Consider the following 18,486-nt stretch of genomic DNA (forward strand, 5'->3'; position numbering starts at 1 on the left):
GCCGTGCGGATTCAAAGGAGTGATCGTAATGCCGTCCCTCGATAGTCTGAAGACCCTTAAAACTCTACAAGTCGACGATAAGACCTACCACTATTTCAGCTTGCCTGATGCCGCCAAGAGCCTTGGCAATATCGACCAGCTACCCATGTCGCTGAAAGTCCTGCTGGAAAACCTGCTGCGCTGGGAAGATGAAAAAACCGTCACCGGCGCCGATCTCCGGGCAATCGCCGCATGGCTCAAGGAGCGTCGCTCCGATCGGGAAATCCAGTACCGCCCTGCCCGCGTGCTGATGCAGGACTTTACTGGCGTACCGGCGGTGGTCGACCTCGCCGCGATGCGCGCTGCCATGGCCAAGGCCGGCGGCGATCCGCAGCGAATCAATCCATTGTCGCCAGTGGATCTGGTGATTGACCACTCGGTAATGGTCGACAAATTCGCCACCGCCAGCGCTTTCGAACAGAACGTCGACATCGAGATGCAGCGCAACGGCGAACGTTACGCGTTCCTGCGCTGGGGCCAGAGTGCTTTCGACAACTTCAGCGTGGTGCCGCCGGGCACCGGGATCTGCCACCAGGTCAACCTCGAATACCTCGGCCGTACCGTGTGGACCAAGGATGAAGACGGCCGCACCTATGCCTTCCCCGACACCCTCGTTGGCACCGACTCCCACACCACCATGATCAACGGCCTCGGCGTACTCGGCTGGGGCGTCGGCGGGATCGAGGCGGAAGCGGCGATGCTCGGGCAACCGGTGTCGATGCTGATTCCGGAAGTGATCGGTTTCAAACTGACCGGCAAGCTCAAGGAAGGTATTACCGCGACCGACCTGGTGCTGACGGTGACGCAGATGCTGCGCAAGAAAGGCGTGGTCGGCAAATTCGTCGAGTTTTACGGTGACGGCCTCGCCGACCTGCCGCTGGCCGACCGCGCGACCATTGCCAACATGGCGCCGGAATATGGCGCCACATGCGGTTTCTTCCCGGTCGATGACGTCACGCTGGAATACTTGCGCCTGTCCGGACGGCCGCCAGAAGTGGTGAAACTGGTCGAGGCTTATACCAAGGCTCAGGGCCTGTGGCGTCTGCCCGGTCAGGAGCCCGTATTTACCGACAGCCTGTCGCTGGACATGGGCAGCGTTGAGGCCAGTCTTGCCGGGCCGAAACGCCCGCAGGATCGCGTTTCATTACCGAATGTCGCCCAGGCCTTCAGCGACTTCCTCGATCTGCAATTCAAGCCGACCAGCAAAGAAGAAGGACGCCTGGAAAGTGAAGGTGGCGGCGGCGTGGCCGTGGGCAATGCCGATCTGGTCGGGGAAACGGAGTACGAATATGAAGGCCACACCTATCGCCTGAAAAACGGTGCCGTGGTCATCGCGGCGATCACCTCCTGCACCAACACGTCCAATCCGAGCGTGATGATGGCGGCCGGGCTGCTGGCGAAAAAAGCCGTGGAAAAGGGCCTGACCCGTAAACCGTGGGTCAAAAGCTCGCTGGCACCCGGTTCGAAAGTGGTCACCGATTACTACAAGGCCGCCGGACTGACGCAGTACCTCGACCAGCTCGGCTTCTCTCTGGTCGGCTATGGCTGCACGACCTGCATCGGTAACTCCGGGCCTTTGCCCGAGCCGATCGAAAAGGCTATTCAGAACGCCGATCTCGCCGTCGCCTCGGTGCTCTCCGGCAACCGCAACTTCGAAGGCCGGGTGCATCCACTAGTGAAAACCAACTGGCTGGCATCACCGCCGCTGGTGGTGGCTTATGCCTTGGCCGGCACTGTTCGCACCGATATCAGCAGCGAACCGTTGGGCAACGATCAACAGGGCAATCCGGTGTACTTGCGTGATATCTGGCCAAGCAGCAAGGAAATCGCCGACGCGGTAAGCCAAGTCAACACCGCGATGTTCCACAAGGAATACGCCGAGGTGTTTGCCGGTGACGAACAGTGGCAAGCCATCGAGGTACCGCAAGCGGCGACGTACGTGTGGCAGGACGATTCGACCTACATCCAGCATCCGCCGTTTTTCGACGATATTTCCGGCCCGCTGCCGGAGATCAAGGATGTGAAATCTGCGCGGGTGCTGGCGCTGCTGGGCGACTCGGTGACCACTGACCACATCTCCCCCGCCGGCAACATCAAGGCCGACAGCCCGGCCGGACGCTATCTGCGCGAAAAAGGCGTGGAGCCGCGGGACTTCAACTCCTACGGTTCTCGTCGCGGTAACCATGAAGTGATGATGCGCGGCACCTTCGCCAACATTCGCATCCGCAATGAAATGCTCGGAGGCGAAGAAGGTGGCAACACCATTTACATTCCCTCTGGCGAGAAAATGCCGATCTACGATGCGGCCATGCGTTATCAGGCATCGGGAACGCCGCTGGTGGTAATTGCCGGACAGGAATATGGCACGGGTTCAAGTCGGGACTGGGCAGCCAAAGGCACTAACCTGCTGGGCGTCAAGGCCGTGATCGCGGAAAGCTTCGAGCGGATCCACCGCTCCAACCTGGTGGGCATGGGCGTACTGCCATTGCAGTTCAAGCTCGATCAGAACCGCAAGAGCCTGAACCTGACCGGCAAGGAGACCTTCGAAGTTCTTGGCTTGAGCGGCGTCGAACTGACGCCGCGGATGAACCTGCCCCTGGTGATCACCCGTGAAGACGGGCGCCAGGAGAAAATCGAAGTGCTGTGCCGGATCGACACCTTGAATGAGGTGGAGTACTTCAAGTCGGGCGGAATTCTGCATTATGTGTTGCGACAGTTGATTGCCTCATAAACCCATCAACCCAGACGCAAAAACAACTGTAGGAGCTGCCGAAGGCTGCGGCAGCTCCTACATTGATTGGGGGATCACCAAAGTTTTCTCCAGACGAAAAAAAACCCGCCGAAGCGGGTTTTTCCCAAGACCATTATCGACTCCCTGTCGGCAGCGATCCTTGCAGATGGTCGATCATCCCTGATCCTGAAGCACTCCCTGTGCTTCAGTTGATGTGTGTAGATTACGCGCTGGATCCAATCGGCAATAGTCGCAATAGCTACCATCGCGTGTAAGACATTCGCCATAGCAGCCCTTCCGAAAACCCCTAGACGTGTCAGTCATCGAGCCACGAAGCATCACTGTCTTCGCGCAGGCGGGCCTTGGCGCTTTCGGCGAGAAAGTGCTCGAGCCTGCTCAACTGCTCTTCCCAGCCACGGCTGTCCATGTAATACGCCTCTTTCTGGCGGATATCGGGAATATGGGCAAAACCCGATTCGGACACCGTTAGCAACGTACCCTCCTCGTAATCCCGCAGATCGAACTTGACCAGCGTCGTCGGCTCCTGGGAATAGTCGATCTTCGGATTGACGGCATACGGATGCCACCGGAATGAAAACAACTGCTGCGGCTCGACCCGCTCGACCAGCACATTCCACAGCACATGTTCATAACCCGGATAGGTGACCTGACCTTGTGTCCATTCACCGGCAATAAAACGTCTGCCCTCCAGCGCCACGCCAAACCACTGGCCGAACGCCTCGGCATCCACCAGCGCGCGCCAGACATGCGATCGTGGCGATTTGAGCGTTATCTTGCGTTCAAAGCTGTTAGGTACTGGTTTCACACGTCACCTCCTGTTCTGAACACTAGGCTTGTATGACCACATGTCCAACCTGAAGTTGTATCAAGTCGGTGCAGCCATTCATCCGACAGGAAACATCCGGCTGCATTTGTGGATCGGTAATCCGGGATATCCAAGCGCAATTTGCGCAGTGAAACTGTTACCTTTTCCAGCGAAAGTCGAACAAAACAAGGACGAATGATACAGCCTTCACTTTGCGAACGTTATCGCGGAGCTCTGCTCAGCCTCGCTTGCGGCGATGCGGTGGGCACTACGGTTGAGTTCCAGCCGCGCGGTTCATTCCAACCGTTGACCGACATGGCGGCGGAAACTGTGCAATCGCTACAATGCTCTGCAATATCCTCCACCACAGCGAGTCCCCCATGTCCCCACGCCTTCTCCTAGCCCTGACGCCATTTCTCTTCCCGACCCTCGCCCACGCCGCCGTCGACTGCGCCAATGCCAACGACCAAGCCACCATGAACCAGTGCGCCGGGCAGGATTTCAAAGCGGCGGACAAAGAGTTGAATAAGGTGTATCAGCAGATCACCGGGCGTTTGAAGGACAACCCGGATGGCAAGAAGTTGTTGGTGAGTGCGCAGCGGGCGTGGATCGGATTTCGTGATGCCGAGTGCAAGTTTTCGTCGTCCGGCGTGACAGGCGGGAGTGTTTATCCGTGGGTTTACAGCAATTGCATGACGGGTGTCACCAAGGTGCGGGTCGAAACGCTGAAGCAGTATTTGAAGTGTGAAGAAGGTGACATGAGTTGCCCGGTTCCTGGGGCCTGATTTTTGCTATGTCTGCGACACATTCAGTAACGCCAATGTCGCCCAATGACTAAAGCCAAGCCGCTACTCGCCGATAAAGGGCTGACAACCAACGATCAGGGAATGACGAAATGGCGATCTCTTTAAACTCTGCTTTTATCCAGCCATCAGCCACTGAGCTGAGTAAAACAGCCCAACCATTGACAACGACGTCGCTCAGCGAAGACCTCAAAAAGACGGCGGTCAACCTCAATCCGGCGGCGGTTTACCATCCCAGTGACGAATCCCAGACAATCAGCCCGACCATGGAAGCGATCGATGTCTGGCTCGGCCGATCCCAGGCAGCTGACTTCCCACAAATTGCCGAACAGCACAAAAACGCTCACGAATCGCTGAAATTGGCGTTTGAAGATTTCAAATCGGCCTTGAGTTATACCTTTCCGGATCTCGCCAGCAAGAAATTCGGTTTTACTGTTGAAGCCGATGGCAACCTCAAAGCGCTGAACCCCGACAACGAGCTGAGCGCTTCAGACATGGATCAACTCAACTCACTGCTCAATGCATCAGGCGCATTGAAAACGGCGGCACTCAGTTATCGGGACACGTCCATCGAGTTGGTCGCGGCGGATGCCGGGTGGGGAGGCAGCCATTTGGGCAAGTACAACCTGACCAAAGAAAACTTCGCCAACACCATTGATATGGCAGCCCTTTTTCTGCCCAAGGGCAACGCGCCCAGCACTGAAGCCATAGACGGCTTTTTCTCGCATCAGTTATGGCGCAAAGGTGAACTGGGAACACCAGCCTCGGATGCAGCCATTGTGGCCGCACGCGATGCCGCAATCGATGCCAAACGAATCGATGAGAAGGTCTGAGTCACGACTAAACGTGCGGATCACCCGGCGCCTTGCTCGGCGCCGCGTATTGCGGCTTGAGATGGCCATCCTGATCGAGTAACCAGGCGTCCATGATCTGCCTCACCACGGGACCTGCGACACGTCCCCCCGCTTCGCCGTTTTCGATCATCACAGAAATCGCGATCTTAGGATGCTCTGCTGGAGCGAAACCGACGAACAAGGCGTTGTCGCGGTGGCGCTCCAGCGTCTTCTCGCGGTTGTAGCGCTCGCCTTGCTTTATCGCCACCACCTGCGCCGTGCCGCTCTTGCCGGCGATACGGTATTGCGCACCCGCGGCTGCCGCCCGGGCAATGCCGCGCGCATCGTGCATCACCATCTGCATGCCATGATTGACCTGCTCCCAGTCGCGCGGATCCTTGAGCAGAATGTTCGGCATCGGGTGCTCGTCGACAGGTGCGACGCCATCAACAGTCTTGGCCAGATGCGGACGGTTCCACACGCCTTTGTTGGCGATGAGTGCGGTGGCTTGGGCCAGTTGCAGTGGTGTGACTTGCATGTAGCCCTGACCGATGCCGAGGATGACCGTTTCGCCGGGAAACCAGGCCTGTCGCCTCGTGGCACGCTTCCAGGCTTGGGACGGCATCAGTCCGGGAGATTCTTCAAACATATCCAGAGAGACTTTCTCACCGAGACCGAACTTGGCCATGTAGTCGTGCAGGCGATCAATGCCCAGTTTGTGCGCAAGGTCGTAGAAGTAGGTGTCGTTGGAACGCATGATCGCGGCGTCCATATCTACCCAGCCGTCGCCGCTGTGGTTCCAGTTACGGTACTTGTGATCGAAGTCCGGGAGTTGGTAATAGCCCGGATCGAACACGCGGCTCTGCGGCGTGACCACGCCGGCATCTAGGCCAGCGATCGCCACTTCCGGCTTGATAGTCGAGCCCGGCGCGTACAAGCCACGTAGCACGCGATTAAAGAGCGGTCGGTCGATGGAGTCGCGCAGCGCCGAGTACTCCTTGGAGCTGATGCCGGTGACGAACAGGTTCGGGTCAAAACTCGGATTGCTGACCATGGCCAGCACTTCCCCTGTGGACGGATCAAGCGCCACAACTGAACCACGACGATTACCCAGCGCTGCCTCGGCTGCTTCCTGCAGTTTGACGTCGAGACTCAGGACGATGTTTTTGCCTGGCTCCGGGTCGGTGTGCTTGAGCACGCGCAGTACTCTGCCTTGGGCGTTGGTTTCAACTTCCTCGTAACCGACGTGACCGTGCAGTTGTGCTTCGTAGAAACGTTCGATACCGGTTTTGCCGATGGACTGGGTGCCACGGTATTCAACCGAGTCGAGGGTCTTGGATTCTTTCTCGTTGATCCGGCCGACGTAGCCTATTGAGTGGGCGAAGTGCGCACCGAGAGGGTAATCACGGACGAACTGCGCTTCAACATCTAGGCCAGGCAAACGGAATTCATTGACCGCTAACACGGCAATCTGCTCTTCGGTCAGTTCGTAAAACAGCGTCACCGGCGTGAATGGATGCCGAGACTGCTTCATAGCCTTGTCGAACACGGTGCGATCTTCGGCAGGCAGATGCAGAAGATTTATAACCTCATCCAGCTCCTGATTCACATCAGTCGCGCGTTCACGAGTGATGGTCAGGTTGTAACTGGGACGATTGTCGGCCAGCAGCACGCCATTACGGTCGTAGATCAGCCCGCGTGTCGGCGGGATTGGCAAGACGTGGACCCTGTTGTTTTCAGAGATGGTCGAGTGGTAGTCGAATTCCACAACTTGCAGAATGTACATGCGGACGACGAGGGCACAGCTGACAGCAAAGACGAACAAGGCGCAGGCGATCAATCGCGTGTTGACCAGACGCGTCTCTTTTTCGTGATCTTTGATCGGGATTGGCTCGGGCATTTCTACAGCAACTCTATGACGTAAATGAGTGCCGATCCGTGGGCATGACATCAGTCCGTGAAAAAACGAGCTGCACCATACCAAAACTACCCGGTCACTTCAGAACGATTTTCCCCAGTGGTAGCTGTTGCGATGGTTTGATGTGGTTGACGCAAGTAAAAAACTTTCCTGCGGGCAAAACAAAACCCCAACTGCTTTCGCAATTGGGGTTTCGGAATTTAATCTTGACGATGACCTACTCTCACATGGGGAAACCCCACACTACCATCGGCGATGCATCGTTTCACTGCTGAGTTCGGGATGGGATCAGGTGGTTCCAACGCTCTATGGTCGTCAAGAAATTCGGGTACTGAGTCGTGACCAGTTGGCCTCGCTTCAGCAAATTGGGTATGTGACAGCTTTCGGTGTTTTGTGAACATCGAACTTTCGGTTCGTTTCGTCTTCGCACACCGCAACTTGGCCTTTCGACGCAAATTGCTTGGGTGTTATATGGTCAAGCCTCACGGGCAATTAGTATTGGTTAGCTCAACGCCTCACAGCGCTTACACACCCAACCTATCAACGTCGTAGTCTTCGACGGCCCTTCAGGGAACTCAAGGTTCCAGTGAGATCTCATCTTGAGGCAAGTTTCCCGCTTAGATGCTTTCAGCGGTTATCTTTCCCGAACATAGCTACCCGGCAATGCCACTGGCGTGACAACCGGAACACCAGAGGTTCGTCCACTCCGGTCCTCTCGTACTAGGAGCAGCCCCTCTCAAATCTCAAACGTCCACGGCAGATAGGGACCGAACTGTCTCACGACGTTCTAAACCCAGCTCGCGTACCACTTTAAATGGCGAACAGCCATACCCTTGGGACCGGCTTCAGCCCCAGGATGTGATGAGCCGACATCGAGGTGCCAAACACCGCCGTCGATATGAACTCTTGGGCGGTATCAGCCTGTTATCCCCGGAGTACCTTTTATCCGTTGAGCGATGGCCCTTCCATACAGAACCACCGGATCACTAAGACCTACTTTCGTACCTGCTCGACGTGTCTGTCTCGCAGTCAAGCGCGCTTTTGCCTTTATACTCTACGACCGATTTCCGACCGGTCTGAGCGCACCTTCGTACTCCTCCGTTACTCTTTAGGAGGAGACCGCCCCAGTCAAACTACCCACCATACACTGTCCTCGATCCGGATAACGGACCTGAGTTAGAACCTCAAAGTTGCCAGGGTGGTATTTCAAGGATGGCTCCACGCGAACTGGCGTCCACGCTTCAAAGCCTCCCACCTATCCTACACAAGCAAATTCAAAGTCCAGTGCAAAGCTATAGTAAAGGTTCACGGGGTCTTTCCGTCTAGCCGCGGATACACTGCATCTTCACAGCGATTTCAATTTCACTGAGTCTCGGGTGGAGACAGCGCCGCCATCGTTACGCCATTCGTGCAGGTCGGAACTTACCCGACAAGGAATTTCGCTACCTTAGGACCGTTATAGTTACGGCCGCCGTTTACCGGGGCTTCGATCAAGAGCTTCGCGTTAGCTAACCCCATCAATTAACCTTCCGGCACCGGGCAGGCGTCACACCCTATACGTCCACTTTCGTGTTTGCAGAGTGCTGTGTTTTTAATAAACAGTCGCAGCGGCCTGGTATCTTCGACCGGCATGAGCTTACGGAGCAAGTCCTTCACCCTCACCGGCGCACCTTCTCCCGAAGTTACGGTGCCATTTTGCCTAGTTCCTTCACCCGAGTTCTCTCAAGCGCCTTGGTATTCTCTACCCAACCACCTGTGTCGGTTTGGGGTACGGTTCCTGGTTACCTGAAGCTTAGAAGCTTTTCTTGGAAGCATGGCATCAACCACTTCGTCATCTAAAAGATGACTCGTCATCAGCTCTCGGCCTTAAGATCCCGGATTTACCTAAGATCTCAGCCTACCACCTTAAACTTGGACAACCAACGCCAAGCTGGCCTAGCCTTCTCCGTCCCTCCATCGCAATAACCAGAAGTACAGGAATATTAACCTGTTTTCCATCGACTACGCTTTTCAGCCTCGCCTTAGGGACCGACTAACCCTGCGTCGATTAACGTTGCGCAGGAAACCTTGGTCTTTCGGCGTGGGTGTTTTTCACACCCATTGTCGTTACTCATGTCAGCATTCGCACTTCTGATACCTCCAGCAAGCTTCTCAACTCACCTTCACAGGCTTACAGAACGCTCCTCTACCGCATCACCCGAAGGTGATACCCGTAGCTTCGGTGTATGGTTTGAGCCCCGTTACATCTTCCGCGCAGGCCGACTCGACTAGTGAGCTATTACGCTTTCTTTAAAGGGTGGCTGCTTCTAAGCCAACCTCCTAGCTGTCTAAGCCTTCCCACATCGTTTCCCACTTAACCATAACTTTGGGACCTTAGCTGACGGTCTGGGTTGTTTCCCTTTTCACGACGGACGTTAGCACCCGCCGTGTGTCTCCCATGCTCGGCACTTGTAGGTATTCGGAGTTTGCATCGGTTTGGTAAGTCGGGATGACCCCCTAGCCGAAACAGTGCTCTACCCCCTACAGTGATACATGAGGCGCTACCTAAATAGCTTTCGAGGAGAACCAGCTATCTCCGAGCTTGATTAGCCTTTCACTCCGATCCACAGGTCATCCGCTAACTTTTCAACGGTAGTCGGTTCGGTCCTCCAGTTAGTGTTACCCAACCTTCAACCTGCCCATGGATAGATCGCCCGGTTTCGGGTCTATTCCCAGCGACTAGACGCCCTATTAAGACTCGCTTTCGCTACGCCTCCCCTATTCGGTTAAGCTCGCCACTGAAAATAAGTCGCTGACCCATTATACAAAAGGTACGCAGTCACAGAACAAAGTCTGCTCCCACTGCTTGTACGCATACGGTTTCAGGATCTATTTCACTCCCCTCTCCGGGGTTCTTTTCGCCTTTCCCTCACGGTACTAGTTCACTATCGGTCAGTCAGTAGTATTTAGCCTTGGAGGATGGTCCCCCCATATTCAGACAAAGTTTCTCGTGCTCCGTCCTACTCGATTTCATGACTAAGAGATTTTCGCGTACAGGGCTATCACCCACTATGGCCGCACTTTCCAGAGCGTTCCGCTAATCTCAAAGCCACTTAAGGGCTAGTCCCCGTTCGCTCGCCACTACTAAGGGAATCTCGGTTGATTTCTTTTCCTCAGGGTACTTAGATGTTTCAGTTCCCCTGGTTCGCCTCTTGCACCTATGTATTCAGTACAAGATAACCATCTTATGATGGCTGGGTTCCCCCATTCAGACATCTCCGGATCAAAGTCTGTTTGCCGACTCCCCGAAGCTTTTCGCAGGCTACCACGTCTTTCATCGCCTCTGACTGCCAAGGCATCCACCGTATGCGCTTCTTCACTTGACCATATAACCCCAAGCAATCTGGTTATACTATGAAGACGACATTCGCCGAAAATTCGATAATACTCAATTCAGAGTAACTCACAAATTTTACCTTAGCCTGATCCGTTACCAGTGAAAGTAACGTTCAGTCTATCTTTCTATCACATACCCAAATTTTTAAAGAACGATCTAATCAAAGACTAGAAATCAACATTCATCATCACATGATGGAATGCTCATTTCTAAGCTTTCAAAACTTCAGAAGCAGTAGTGGTGGAGCCAAGCGGGATCGAACCGCTGACCTCCTGCGTGCAAGGCAGGCGCTCTCCCAGCTGAGCTATGGCCCCGTATTCTCTACAGGCGTTTCCCACACAAAATTGGTGGGTCTGGGCAGATTCGAACTGCCGACCTCACCCTTATCAGGGGTGCGCTCTAACCAACTGAGCTACAGACCCAATTTCGGGCTGCTTCTTATCGTCTTCTTCAATGAATCAAGCAATTCGTGTGGGAACTTATGGAGCAGCTGATGTCGTCGATTAAGGAGGTGATCCAGCCGCAGGTTCCCCTACGGCTACCTTGTTACGACTTCACCCCAGTCATGAATCACACCGTGGTAACCGTCCTCCCGAAGGTTAGACTAGCTACTTCTGGTGCAACCCACTCCCATGGTGTGACGGGCGGTGTGTACAAGGCCCGGGAACGTATTCACCGCGACATTCTGATTCGCGATTACTAGCGATTCCGACTTCACGCAGTCGAGTTGCAGACTGCGATCCGGACTACGATCGGTTTTATGGGATTAGCTCCACCTCGCGGCTTGGCAACCCTTTGTACCGACCATTGTAGCACGTGTGTAGCCCAGGCCGTAAGGGCCATGATGACTTGACGTCATCCCCACCTTCCTCCGGTTTGTCACCGGCAGTCTCCTTAGAGTGCCCACCATTACGTGCTGGTAACTAAGGACAAGGGTTGCGCTCGTTACGGGACTTAACCCAACATCTCACGACACGAGCTGACGACAGCCATGCAGCACCTGTCTCAATGTTCCCGAAGGCACCAATCCATCTCTGGAAAGTTCATTGGATGTCAAGGCCTGGTAAGGTTCTTCGCGTTGCTTCGAATTAAACCACATGCTCCACCGCTTGTGCGGGCCCCCGTCAATTCATTTGAGTTTTAACCTTGCGGCCGTACTCCCCAGGCGGTCAACTTAATGCGTTAGCTGCGCCACTAAGAGCTCAAGGCTCCCAACGGCTAGTTGACATCGTTTACGGCGTGGACTACCAGGGTATCTAATCCTGTTTGCTCCCCACGCTTTCGCACCTCAGTGTCAGTATCAGTCCAGGTGGTCGCCTTCGCCACTGGTGTTCCTTCCTATATCTACGCATTTCACCGCTACACAGGAAATTCCACCACCCTCTACCATACTCTAGCTTGTCAGTTTTGAATGCAGTTCCCAGGTTGAGCCCGGGGATTTCACATCCAACTTAACAAACCACCTACGCGCGCTTTACGCCCAGTAATTCCGATTAACGCTTGCACCCTCTGTATTACCGCGGCTGCTGGCACAGAGTTAGCCGGTGCTTATTCTGTCGGTAACGTCAAAACAGCAAAGTATTAATTTACTGCCCTTCCTCCCAACTTAAAGTGCTTTACAATCCGAAGACCTTCTTCACACACGCGGCATGGCTGGATCAGGCTTTCGCCCATTGTCCAATATTCCCCACTGCTGCCTCCCGTAGGAGTCTGGACCGTGTCTCAGTTCCAGTGTGACTGATCATCCTCTCAGACCAGTTACGGATCGTCGCCTTGGTGAGCCATTACCTCACCAACTAGCTAATCCGACCTAGGCTCATCTGATAGCGCAAGGCCCGAAGGTCCCCTGCTTTCTCCCGTAGGACGTATGCGGTATTAGCGTTCCTTTCGAAACGTTGTCCCCCACTACCAGGCAGATTCCTAGGCATTACTCACCCGTCCGCCGCTGAATCCAGGAGCAAGCTCCTTTCATCCGCTCGACTTGCATGTGTTAGGCCTGCCGCCAGCGTTCAATCTGAGCCATGATCAAACTCTTCAGTTCAAACATCTTTGGGTTTTTAAGAAACCCTAAACTTGGCTCAGCAATCGTTGGTTACATCTTTGATTTCTCGCGGAGTAACTTGTGATGCTGATAATCTTGTTGACTATCAGTCTGACTCCACAAGCACCCACACGAATTGCTTGATTCAGTTGTTAAAGAGCGGTTGGTTAAGATCTTTCGTCTCAACCGAGGCGCGCATTCTACAGCAGCCTCATTTGCTGTCAAGTGATTATTCTCAGAAGTTTTCGAAGAATTCTTCAACAACTTCAACCACTTGCGCTTCCGATCTCTCGTTAGCGGGAGGCGAATTCTACAGCAATACTCGCTGTTGTCAACACCTCTTTTTCTCCGCTTTCGACCGAGAAGATCGAACCGTTAAAAGAGCCAAACATCACCGCTCTTTCAACTCCTTCCAGGCTTCGATGAACTGAAGCAACCCGTTCTCGAAACCTACTTAACTCATTGAATCTCAAGGAGTTTTCCGTTTCGACTGCGCCGGAAGTGGGGCGAATTATAGACGTCTGGATTCTGCCGTCAACCGTTAATTTTGCTTTCCATCGAAACAACTGAAAACCCAGCTTATATATAGACGGCATAGGCGCGATTGCGCAGTATATTGCCCAACAGCCAAAACAATACTCTGCTCTTATTTCGGACGATGCCGCGCAATGAATGACCAGCCCCGCTCTCTTGCCTCCATGCTGTTCCCGGTTGGCCTGCTATTAATAGCCATGGCGTCGATCCAGTCCGGCGCATCCCTGGCCAAAAGCATGTTCCCCGTAGTGGGCGCTCAAGGAACCACCACTCTGCGTCTGATCTTCGCCAGCGTGATCATGTTGTTACTGCTGCGTCCGTGGCGCGCGAAGCTGACATCCAAGTCGTTGCGTACAGTGATTGTCTACGGCATGGCGCTGGGCGGCATGAACTTCCTCTTCTATATGTCATTGCGCACAGTGCCGCTGGGCATAGCAGTTGCTCTCGAGTTCACTGGCCCGCTCGCTGTAGCTATATATGCCTCCCGTCGTGCCATCGACTTTCTATGGATCGGCCTGGCCGCAGCCGGACTCCTGCTGTTGATACCGACGGGAGCAACCACTGCAGGAATCGATTTGATCGGTGCAAGTTACGCCCTGGGTGCTGGTGTCTGCTGGGCACTTTACATTTTGTTCGGCCAGAAGGCAGGCGCTGACAACGGCGTCACGACTGCAGCGTTAGGCGTGATGATTGCGGCATTGTTCGTAGCCCCCATAGGCATCGTGCATGCTGGCGCTGCGCTACTGACGCCATCACTGATTCCAATCGCGATTGGCGTCGCGATCCTGTCCACGGCCCTCCCCTACACACTGGAAATGGTCGCGCTCACCCGCATGCCCGCTCGCACTTTCGGTACTTTGATGAGCATCGAACCCGCGTTCGGAGCATTGTCGGGCCTGCTGTTTCTGCAGGAATACCTCACGCTGTCACAATGGATGGCGATCCTGTGCATTATTCTGGCTTCCGTCGGCGCGACCATGACCATGGGTAGCGCCGCCAAGCCTGCCATCGCGGCAGATTGAAACAGGATTTAACGAAGGTCTGGCAATTGGCGTTCATATAGGCCATGTTTATGTCCGTAACCCAATGCCAGACATGGATTTTTTCGGACAGGGATTTCAAAACGCTTAAAGCGCAGGCGAATACAGGCAGACCCGAGCGTCAGACTCGTGGCTGCTATAAGGACGGGAATGAAACGAATTTTGATATTGATCGCCGTAATCGCAATAGCGGGCTGCGCGGCGACCTCGAAAACACAGGTAAAGCACGGAAAAAAAGGGCTGCACATCAACTGCTCGGGGCTCTCGTCCTCCTGGGACCAGTGCTATAACAGTGCAGCCAGCTCCTGCGCTCCGAAGGGCTACAAGGTTATAGCCAAGTCAGGGGACTCCGTGGAGGAGCCTGGCGACTATCCATTCGGCCTCAATCCTGCGGGCTATACCAGCCGCAGCATGATCGTCATCTGTAAATAGGTCAGGGCTGCCCGGCGATCTGCCGACCAATCTCGTCATGGCTGGACTTCAGCACTGCTCGCTGAGTGTCCGGCGTGGCCAACATACGCGCCACCACCAGTGCTCCCACGCACTGCGACAGAACCGACCATGCCAGACTGTCACTCTCAAGTATCCGCGCCCAACTCTCGTGGAGCCGGCAGATCCATAGCTCTGCCTGCTCACGTACCTGAATGTCCGAACGAGCGATTTCCGCGCCTAACGCAGGCAAAGCACAGCCAGATTCGGGTTGTTCAACATGAGCCATGCTCAGATAGTGCCTGAGGCAGCGTTGCAGCCGCTCGCGATCCGGCTCGCTTTGCCCACCCAATCGCTCCATGCTTTGCCCCAACTCGCGCTCGACGATGGCAATAAACAGCGCATCTTTCGACGAAAAGTGGCTGTAAAACGCCGCGCCACTCAGGCCAATAGCCTTCATCAAACCATCGACACCGACCGTGGAAAACCCGGATCGCTTCGCCGACAGCGCACTGCTCTGTAGTAATTTCTCCCGGGTTTCCAGCTTGTGACTGGCGGAGTAACGCATGTGTTTGACCTCGAATTGACCGCCTTGACGTTAACCGGATCCTAGCATAACGTTCGTTCACTTAACGATCGTTTACTAACGGGGTCTACCCATGAATAACAAGAAGGTCGTATTGGTTGTCGGTGCAGGCGATGCAACCGGCGGAGCCATTGCCAAGCGCTTTGCCAAGGAAGGATTCATCGCCTGTGTGACACGGCGTAGCGCCGACAAATTGCAGCCGCTGGTGGAGGCTATTGAGGCTGAGGGCGGCGAAGCTCATGGTTTTGCCTGCGATGCGCGCAAAGAAGAAGACGTAATCGCTCTGATTGAAGACATCGAAACCCGCCTCGGTCCAATCGAAGCCTTTGTATTCAACATCGGCGCCAACGTGCCCTGCAGCATCCTCGAAGAAACCGCGCGCAAGTATTTCAAGATCTGGGAAATGGCCTGTTTCTCCGGTTTCCTCAATGCCCGTGAAGTAGCCAAACGCATGGTCACCCGTCAGCGCGGTACGATTCTGTTCACCGGTGCCACTGCCGGACTTCGCGGCGCGTCAGGTTTCGCCGCGTTCGCCGGAGCTAAACACGGCATTCGCGCACTGGCGCAAAGCATGGCGCGGGAACTTGGCCCTATGAACATCCACGTTGCCCATGTGGTGGTCGATGGAGCCATTGATACTGACTTCATCCGCAACAGCTTCCCTGAGAAGTACGCCACCAAGGATCAGGACGGTATTCTCAACCCCGAACACATCGCTGAAAACTATTGGTATTTGCACAGTCAACCAAGGGATGCCTGGACCTTTGAGCTGGACCTGCGTCCCTGGAACGAACGCTGGTGAACCCACCGCCCAAAACAATAAATAGAGAGCAGCGACAATGACGAAAACCGTGGAATTCTATTTTGACCTCGGCAGCCCTGCGACGTATCTGGCCTACACCCAGTTGCCAAAGATCTGCGCTGATACCAATAGCGAGCTGACATATATTCCGATGTTGCTCGGTGGTGTATTCAAGGCGACCGGCAATGCATCGCCGGCAATGATTCCGGCCAAGGGTCGCTATATGTTTCAGGATCTGGATCGTTACGCCAAACGCTACGGCGTGCCCCTCAAGTTCAACCCGCACTTCCCGATCAACACGCTACTGTTGATGCGCGCCGTCACTGGCATACAACTACGCCAGCCGGAACGCTTTGAGGCGTTTATCAATTGTCTGTTCGCTGCGTTGTGGGTGGAAGGCGCAAACCTCAACGACCCGGTAACCGTTGCTGGCGTATTGAGCGAACATGGGTTCGATCCCGATGAAGTCCTGGCGTTGACCAACGATGAAACCGTGAAGGCTGCACTGAAGGTGAACACCGAGACCGCAGTTAAACGTGGCGTTTTCGGTGCCCCAACAATTTTTGTCGGCAACCAGATGTTCTTCGGGCAGGATCGCCTGGACTTCGTCGAAGAAGCCTTGACCTAGATTGATCCCGGCACTCAAGCGCGGACTTCAGCGCCTGAGTGCCAACCGATCAAATGGCCGCAGTACGCGTGTTCAGCCATTCCAGCGCAGCACCGTCGAGCAACGGGCTCAAACGTTCACGCACCTGCGCGTGGTAAGCGTTGAACCACTGTTTCTCGTCCTGAGTCAGCAACGCTGGCAACAGGCAGCGCGTGTCAATAGGGCACAGGGTCAAGGTTTCAAACTTGAGAAACTCGCCGAACTCGCTACTCTCCGCCACTTGGTTCATCGCCAGGTTCTCGATACGCACGCCCCAACGGCCCGGACGATAAGTACCAGGCTCGATGGAAGTGATCATGCCCGGTTGCATCGCGGTTTGCGGCGCCGGCGCTGCCTGATAGGCAATGACCTGTGGGCCTTCGTGAACATTGAGGAAATAACCGACGCCGTGACCGGTGCCGTGACCGTAGTCGACGCTTTCAGCCCAGATCGGCGCGCGAGCGATGGCATCCAGCAACGGCGATAGAATGCCTTTCGGAAACTGTGCCCGCGACAGCGCAATCACACCTTTCAACACGCGCGTGCAATCTCGCTTCTGCTCTTCGGTTGGCGTACCGACCGGCACCATCCGCGTGATGTCGGTTGTGCCGCCGAGATACTGACCGCCGGAATCGATCAGCAACAGGCCGTCGCCTTCGATCACCGCGTGTTCTTCTTCAGTGGCGTGATAGTGCGGCATCGCACCATTGGCGTTGAATGCCGCGATAGTGTTGAAACTCAGCGAAACGTAATCCGGACGACGTTCACGGGCTGCGGTGAGCTTCTCGTCGATAGTCAGTTCGGTGATGCGCTCGCGGCCCCAGGCCGACTCCAGCCAGGCGAAGAATTCGCATAGCGCTGCGCCGTCCTGCTCCATCGCTTTACGGATGTGCGCGGCGTCGGCTTCACTTTTTTGCGACTTGGCCAGTGTCGTCGGGTTCAAGCCTTCGACCAGTTTCACACCGCTGTCGAGGTTATCCAGCAGACCGCTGGTGACGCGCGCCGGATCCACCAACAGGCTCGCGCCACTCGGCACGGCGCGCAAGGCGTCGGACACTTCGCTGTAATCACGCAGCGTCACGCCATCGTGTTCCAGTATTGCGCGCAACTGCGCATCGATCTTGCTCAGCGCGACAAACAAGGTGGCCTGCTGCTGATTGATCAAGGCGAAGGAAACAAATACCGGGTTGAATGACACATCGCCGCCCCGCAGGTTGAACAGCCACGCGATATCGTCGAGGGTGGCGATGAAGTGCCAATCGGCGCCGCGTTCCTGCAAGGTTTCACGCAGTTTGGCGAGTTTCTCGCCACGGCTGACGGTCGCTTGTGGCGGCAGATGCTGATAGATCGGTGCATTCGGCAGCGTCGGCCGGTCGCCCCAGACTTCCGCCAACAGATCGATATCGGTACGCAGGCGGGCACCGCGCGCTTCAAGTTTACTGCCCAGTGTGCGAGCAGAGGCCACTGCCATCACCGCGCCATCGACCGCAACCACGCCACCTTCAGGTGTCTGCTCTGCTAGCCAGTCCAGCGGGCTTGGCTGACCGGGTTGCAGCTTGACCAGCTCGATGCCGCTGCCATTGAGTTCCTTGGTCGCCTGTTCCCAGTAACGGCTGTCGGCCCAAACGCCGGCGAAATCGTGGGTGACAATCAAAGTCCCGACCGAACCATGGAAACCCGACAGCCACTGGCGGCCTTGCCAGTAACCCGGCAGATATTCCGACAGATGCGGGTCGGCGGAAGGCACCAACAGCGCATGAATGCCTTCGCGGCGCATCAGTTCACGGGTGTGCGCCAGGCGCTGGGGAACCGATCCCTCGGTCAAAGTCTGGGTACTCATCATGTCTCCTGCCAATCACTTCATCGTTATTGTTCGTCGCCA

Annotated in this window: 11 protein-coding genes, 2 tRNA genes, 3 rRNA genes and 1 pseudogene; 8 read left to right on the forward strand and 9 right to left on the reverse strand. The window is 55.3% G+C overall.

Going from position 1 to position 18,486, the window contains the following annotated elements; translation table 11 throughout:
• Positions 1-28: 28 nt before the first annotated feature.
• Positions 29-2,770, forward strand: coding sequence for an aconitate hydratase AcnA (acnA, locus tag PSH79_RS18545; RefSeq protein WP_305438896.1), 2,742 nt, complete (start codon positions 29-31; stop codon positions 2,768-2,770).
• Positions 2,771-3,086: 316 nt separating this feature from the next.
• Here the strand turns inward: acnA and PSH79_RS18550 are convergent, their stop codons facing one another.
• Entirely contained in the window at positions 3,087-3,596 is a 510-nt protein-coding gene (locus PSH79_RS18550) for an SRPBCC family protein (protein ID WP_305438897.1), read from the reverse strand.
• A gap of 198 nt (positions 3,597-3,794) precedes the next feature.
• Here PSH79_RS18550 and PSH79_RS18555 point away from each other — a divergent pair.
• From PSH79_RS18555 to PSH79_RS18565, 3 genes and pseudogenes are all read left to right on the forward strand, one after another.
• Positions 3,795-3,914: pseudogene (locus tag PSH79_RS18555) on the forward strand (ADP-ribosylglycohydrolase family protein); the annotation flags it as partial.
• A 62-nt stretch (positions 3,915-3,976) separates the two neighbouring features.
• Positions 3,977-4,381 carry a lysozyme inhibitor LprI family protein gene (locus PSH79_RS18560; RefSeq protein ID WP_305438898.1) on the forward strand — a complete coding sequence of 135 codons (405 nt, stop codon included), beginning with the start codon at positions 3,977-3,979 and terminating at the stop codon, positions 4,379-4,381.
• 110 nt (positions 4,382-4,491) lie between these two features.
• Positions 4,492-5,232: a hypothetical protein gene (locus PSH79_RS18565; RefSeq protein WP_305438899.1), complete on the forward strand. Its 741-nt coding sequence runs from the start codon at positions 4,492-4,494 to the stop codon at positions 5,230-5,232.
• Between the two features lie 7 nt (positions 5,233-5,239).
• Here PSH79_RS18565 and mrdA read toward each other — a convergent pair whose 3' ends face one another.
• From mrdA to PSH79_RS18595, 6 genes are all read right to left on the reverse strand, one after another.
• Positions 5,240-7,132 carry a penicillin-binding protein 2 gene (gene mrdA / locus PSH79_RS18570; protein WP_305438900.1) on the reverse strand — a complete coding sequence of 631 codons (1,893 nt, stop codon included), beginning with the start codon at positions 7,130-7,132 and terminating at the stop codon, positions 5,240-5,242.
• Positions 7,133-7,354: 222 nt separating this feature from the next.
• Positions 7,355-7,470 (reverse strand): 5S ribosomal RNA (rrf, locus tag PSH79_RS18575).
• A gap of 151 nt (positions 7,471-7,621) precedes the next feature.
• Positions 7,622-10,515, reverse strand: a 23S ribosomal RNA gene (locus tag PSH79_RS18580).
• Between the two features lie 249 nt (positions 10,516-10,764).
• Positions 10,765-10,840 (reverse strand) — tRNA-Ala (locus PSH79_RS18585).
• Positions 10,841-10,871: 31 nt separating this feature from the next.
• Positions 10,872-10,948, reverse strand: a tRNA-Ile gene (locus tag PSH79_RS18590).
• Positions 10,949-11,030: 82 nt separating this feature from the next.
• Positions 11,031-12,567: ribosomal RNA gene (locus PSH79_RS18595) — 16S ribosomal RNA — on the reverse strand.
• The 16S, 23S and 5S rRNA genes sit together here with 2 tRNA genes alongside, the layout of an rRNA operon.
• Before the next feature lie 668 nt (positions 12,568-13,235).
• Here PSH79_RS18595 and rhtA point away from each other — a divergent pair.
• Together rhtA and PSH79_RS18605 are read left to right on the forward strand one after the other, a co-directional pair.
• Positions 13,236-14,123 (forward strand): threonine/homoserine exporter RhtA, encoded by an 888-nt coding sequence (rhtA, locus tag PSH79_RS18600; RefSeq protein ID WP_305438901.1) that lies wholly within the window; start codon positions 13,236-13,238, stop codon positions 14,121-14,123.
• Between the two features lie 168 nt (positions 14,124-14,291).
• The gene (locus tag PSH79_RS18605) at positions 14,292-14,573 is read left to right on the forward strand and encodes a hypothetical protein (RefSeq protein ID WP_305438902.1); all 282 of its coding nucleotides are present in this window, start codon (positions 14,292-14,294) and stop codon (positions 14,571-14,573) included.
• Position 14,574: 1 nt separating this feature from the next.
• Here PSH79_RS18605 and PSH79_RS18610 read toward each other — a convergent pair whose 3' ends face one another.
• A complete protein-coding gene (locus PSH79_RS18610; protein ID WP_305438903.1) occupies positions 14,575-15,138 on the reverse strand; it encodes a TetR/AcrR family transcriptional regulator in 564 nt (187 codons plus the stop codon).
• Between the two features lie 91 nt (positions 15,139-15,229).
• On the opposite strand from PSH79_RS18610, the gene PSH79_RS18615 reads away from it, so the two are divergent.
• The gene (locus PSH79_RS18615) at positions 15,230-15,958 is read left to right on the forward strand and encodes an SDR family oxidoreductase (RefSeq protein WP_187679506.1); all 729 of its coding nucleotides are present in this window, start codon (positions 15,230-15,232) and stop codon (positions 15,956-15,958) included.
• A 37-nt stretch (positions 15,959-15,995) separates the two neighbouring features.
• A complete protein-coding gene (locus PSH79_RS18620) occupies positions 15,996-16,586 on the forward strand; it encodes a 2-hydroxychromene-2-carboxylate isomerase (RefSeq protein WP_305438904.1) in 591 nt (196 codons plus the stop codon).
• Between the two features lie 49 nt (positions 16,587-16,635).
• Here PSH79_RS18620 and PSH79_RS18625 read toward each other — a convergent pair whose 3' ends face one another.
• The gene (locus PSH79_RS18625; protein ID WP_305438906.1) at positions 16,636-18,444 is read right to left on the reverse strand and encodes an aminopeptidase P family protein; all 1,809 of its coding nucleotides are present in this window, start codon (positions 18,442-18,444) and stop codon (positions 16,636-16,638) included.
• Positions 18,445-18,486 lie beyond the last annotated feature (42 nt).

Source organism: Pseudomonas sp. FP2196 (genome assembly GCF_030687715.1).
Classification (GTDB): domain Bacteria; phylum Pseudomonadota; class Gammaproteobacteria; order Pseudomonadales; family Pseudomonadaceae; genus Aquipseudomonas.

Bases quoted from the DNA above. Each gene is read 5' to 3' on its own strand.
- acnA (WP_305438896.1), top strand. From the start codon at position 29: ATGCCGTCCCTCGATAGTCTGAAGACCCTTAAAACTCTACAAGTCGAC.
- PSH79_RS18560 (WP_305438898.1), top strand. From the start codon at position 3,977: ATGTCCCCACGCCTTCTCCTAGCCCTGACGCCATTTCTCTTCCCGACC.
- PSH79_RS18565 (WP_305438899.1), top strand. From the start codon at position 4,492: ATGGCGATCTCTTTAAACTCTGCTTTTATCCAGCCATCAGCCACTGAG.
- mrdA (WP_305438900.1), bottom strand. From the start codon at position 7,132: ATGCCCGAGCCAATCCCGATCAAAGATCACGAAAAAGAGACGCGTCTG.
- rhtA (WP_305438901.1), top strand. From the start codon at position 13,236: ATGAATGACCAGCCCCGCTCTCTTGCCTCCATGCTGTTCCCGGTTGGC.
- PSH79_RS18605 (WP_305438902.1), top strand. From the start codon at position 14,292: ATGAAACGAATTTTGATATTGATCGCCGTAATCGCAATAGCGGGCTGC.
- PSH79_RS18610 (WP_305438903.1), bottom strand. From the start codon at position 15,138: ATGCGTTACTCCGCCAGTCACAAGCTGGAAACCCGGGAGAAATTACTA.
- PSH79_RS18615 (WP_187679506.1), top strand. From the start codon at position 15,230: ATGAATAACAAGAAGGTCGTATTGGTTGTCGGTGCAGGCGATGCAACC.
- PSH79_RS18620 (WP_305438904.1), top strand. From the start codon at position 15,996: ATGACGAAAACCGTGGAATTCTATTTTGACCTCGGCAGCCCTGCGACG.
- PSH79_RS18625 (WP_305438906.1), bottom strand. From the start codon at position 18,444: ATGAGTACCCAGACTTTGACCGAGGGATCGGTTCCCCAGCGCCTGGCG.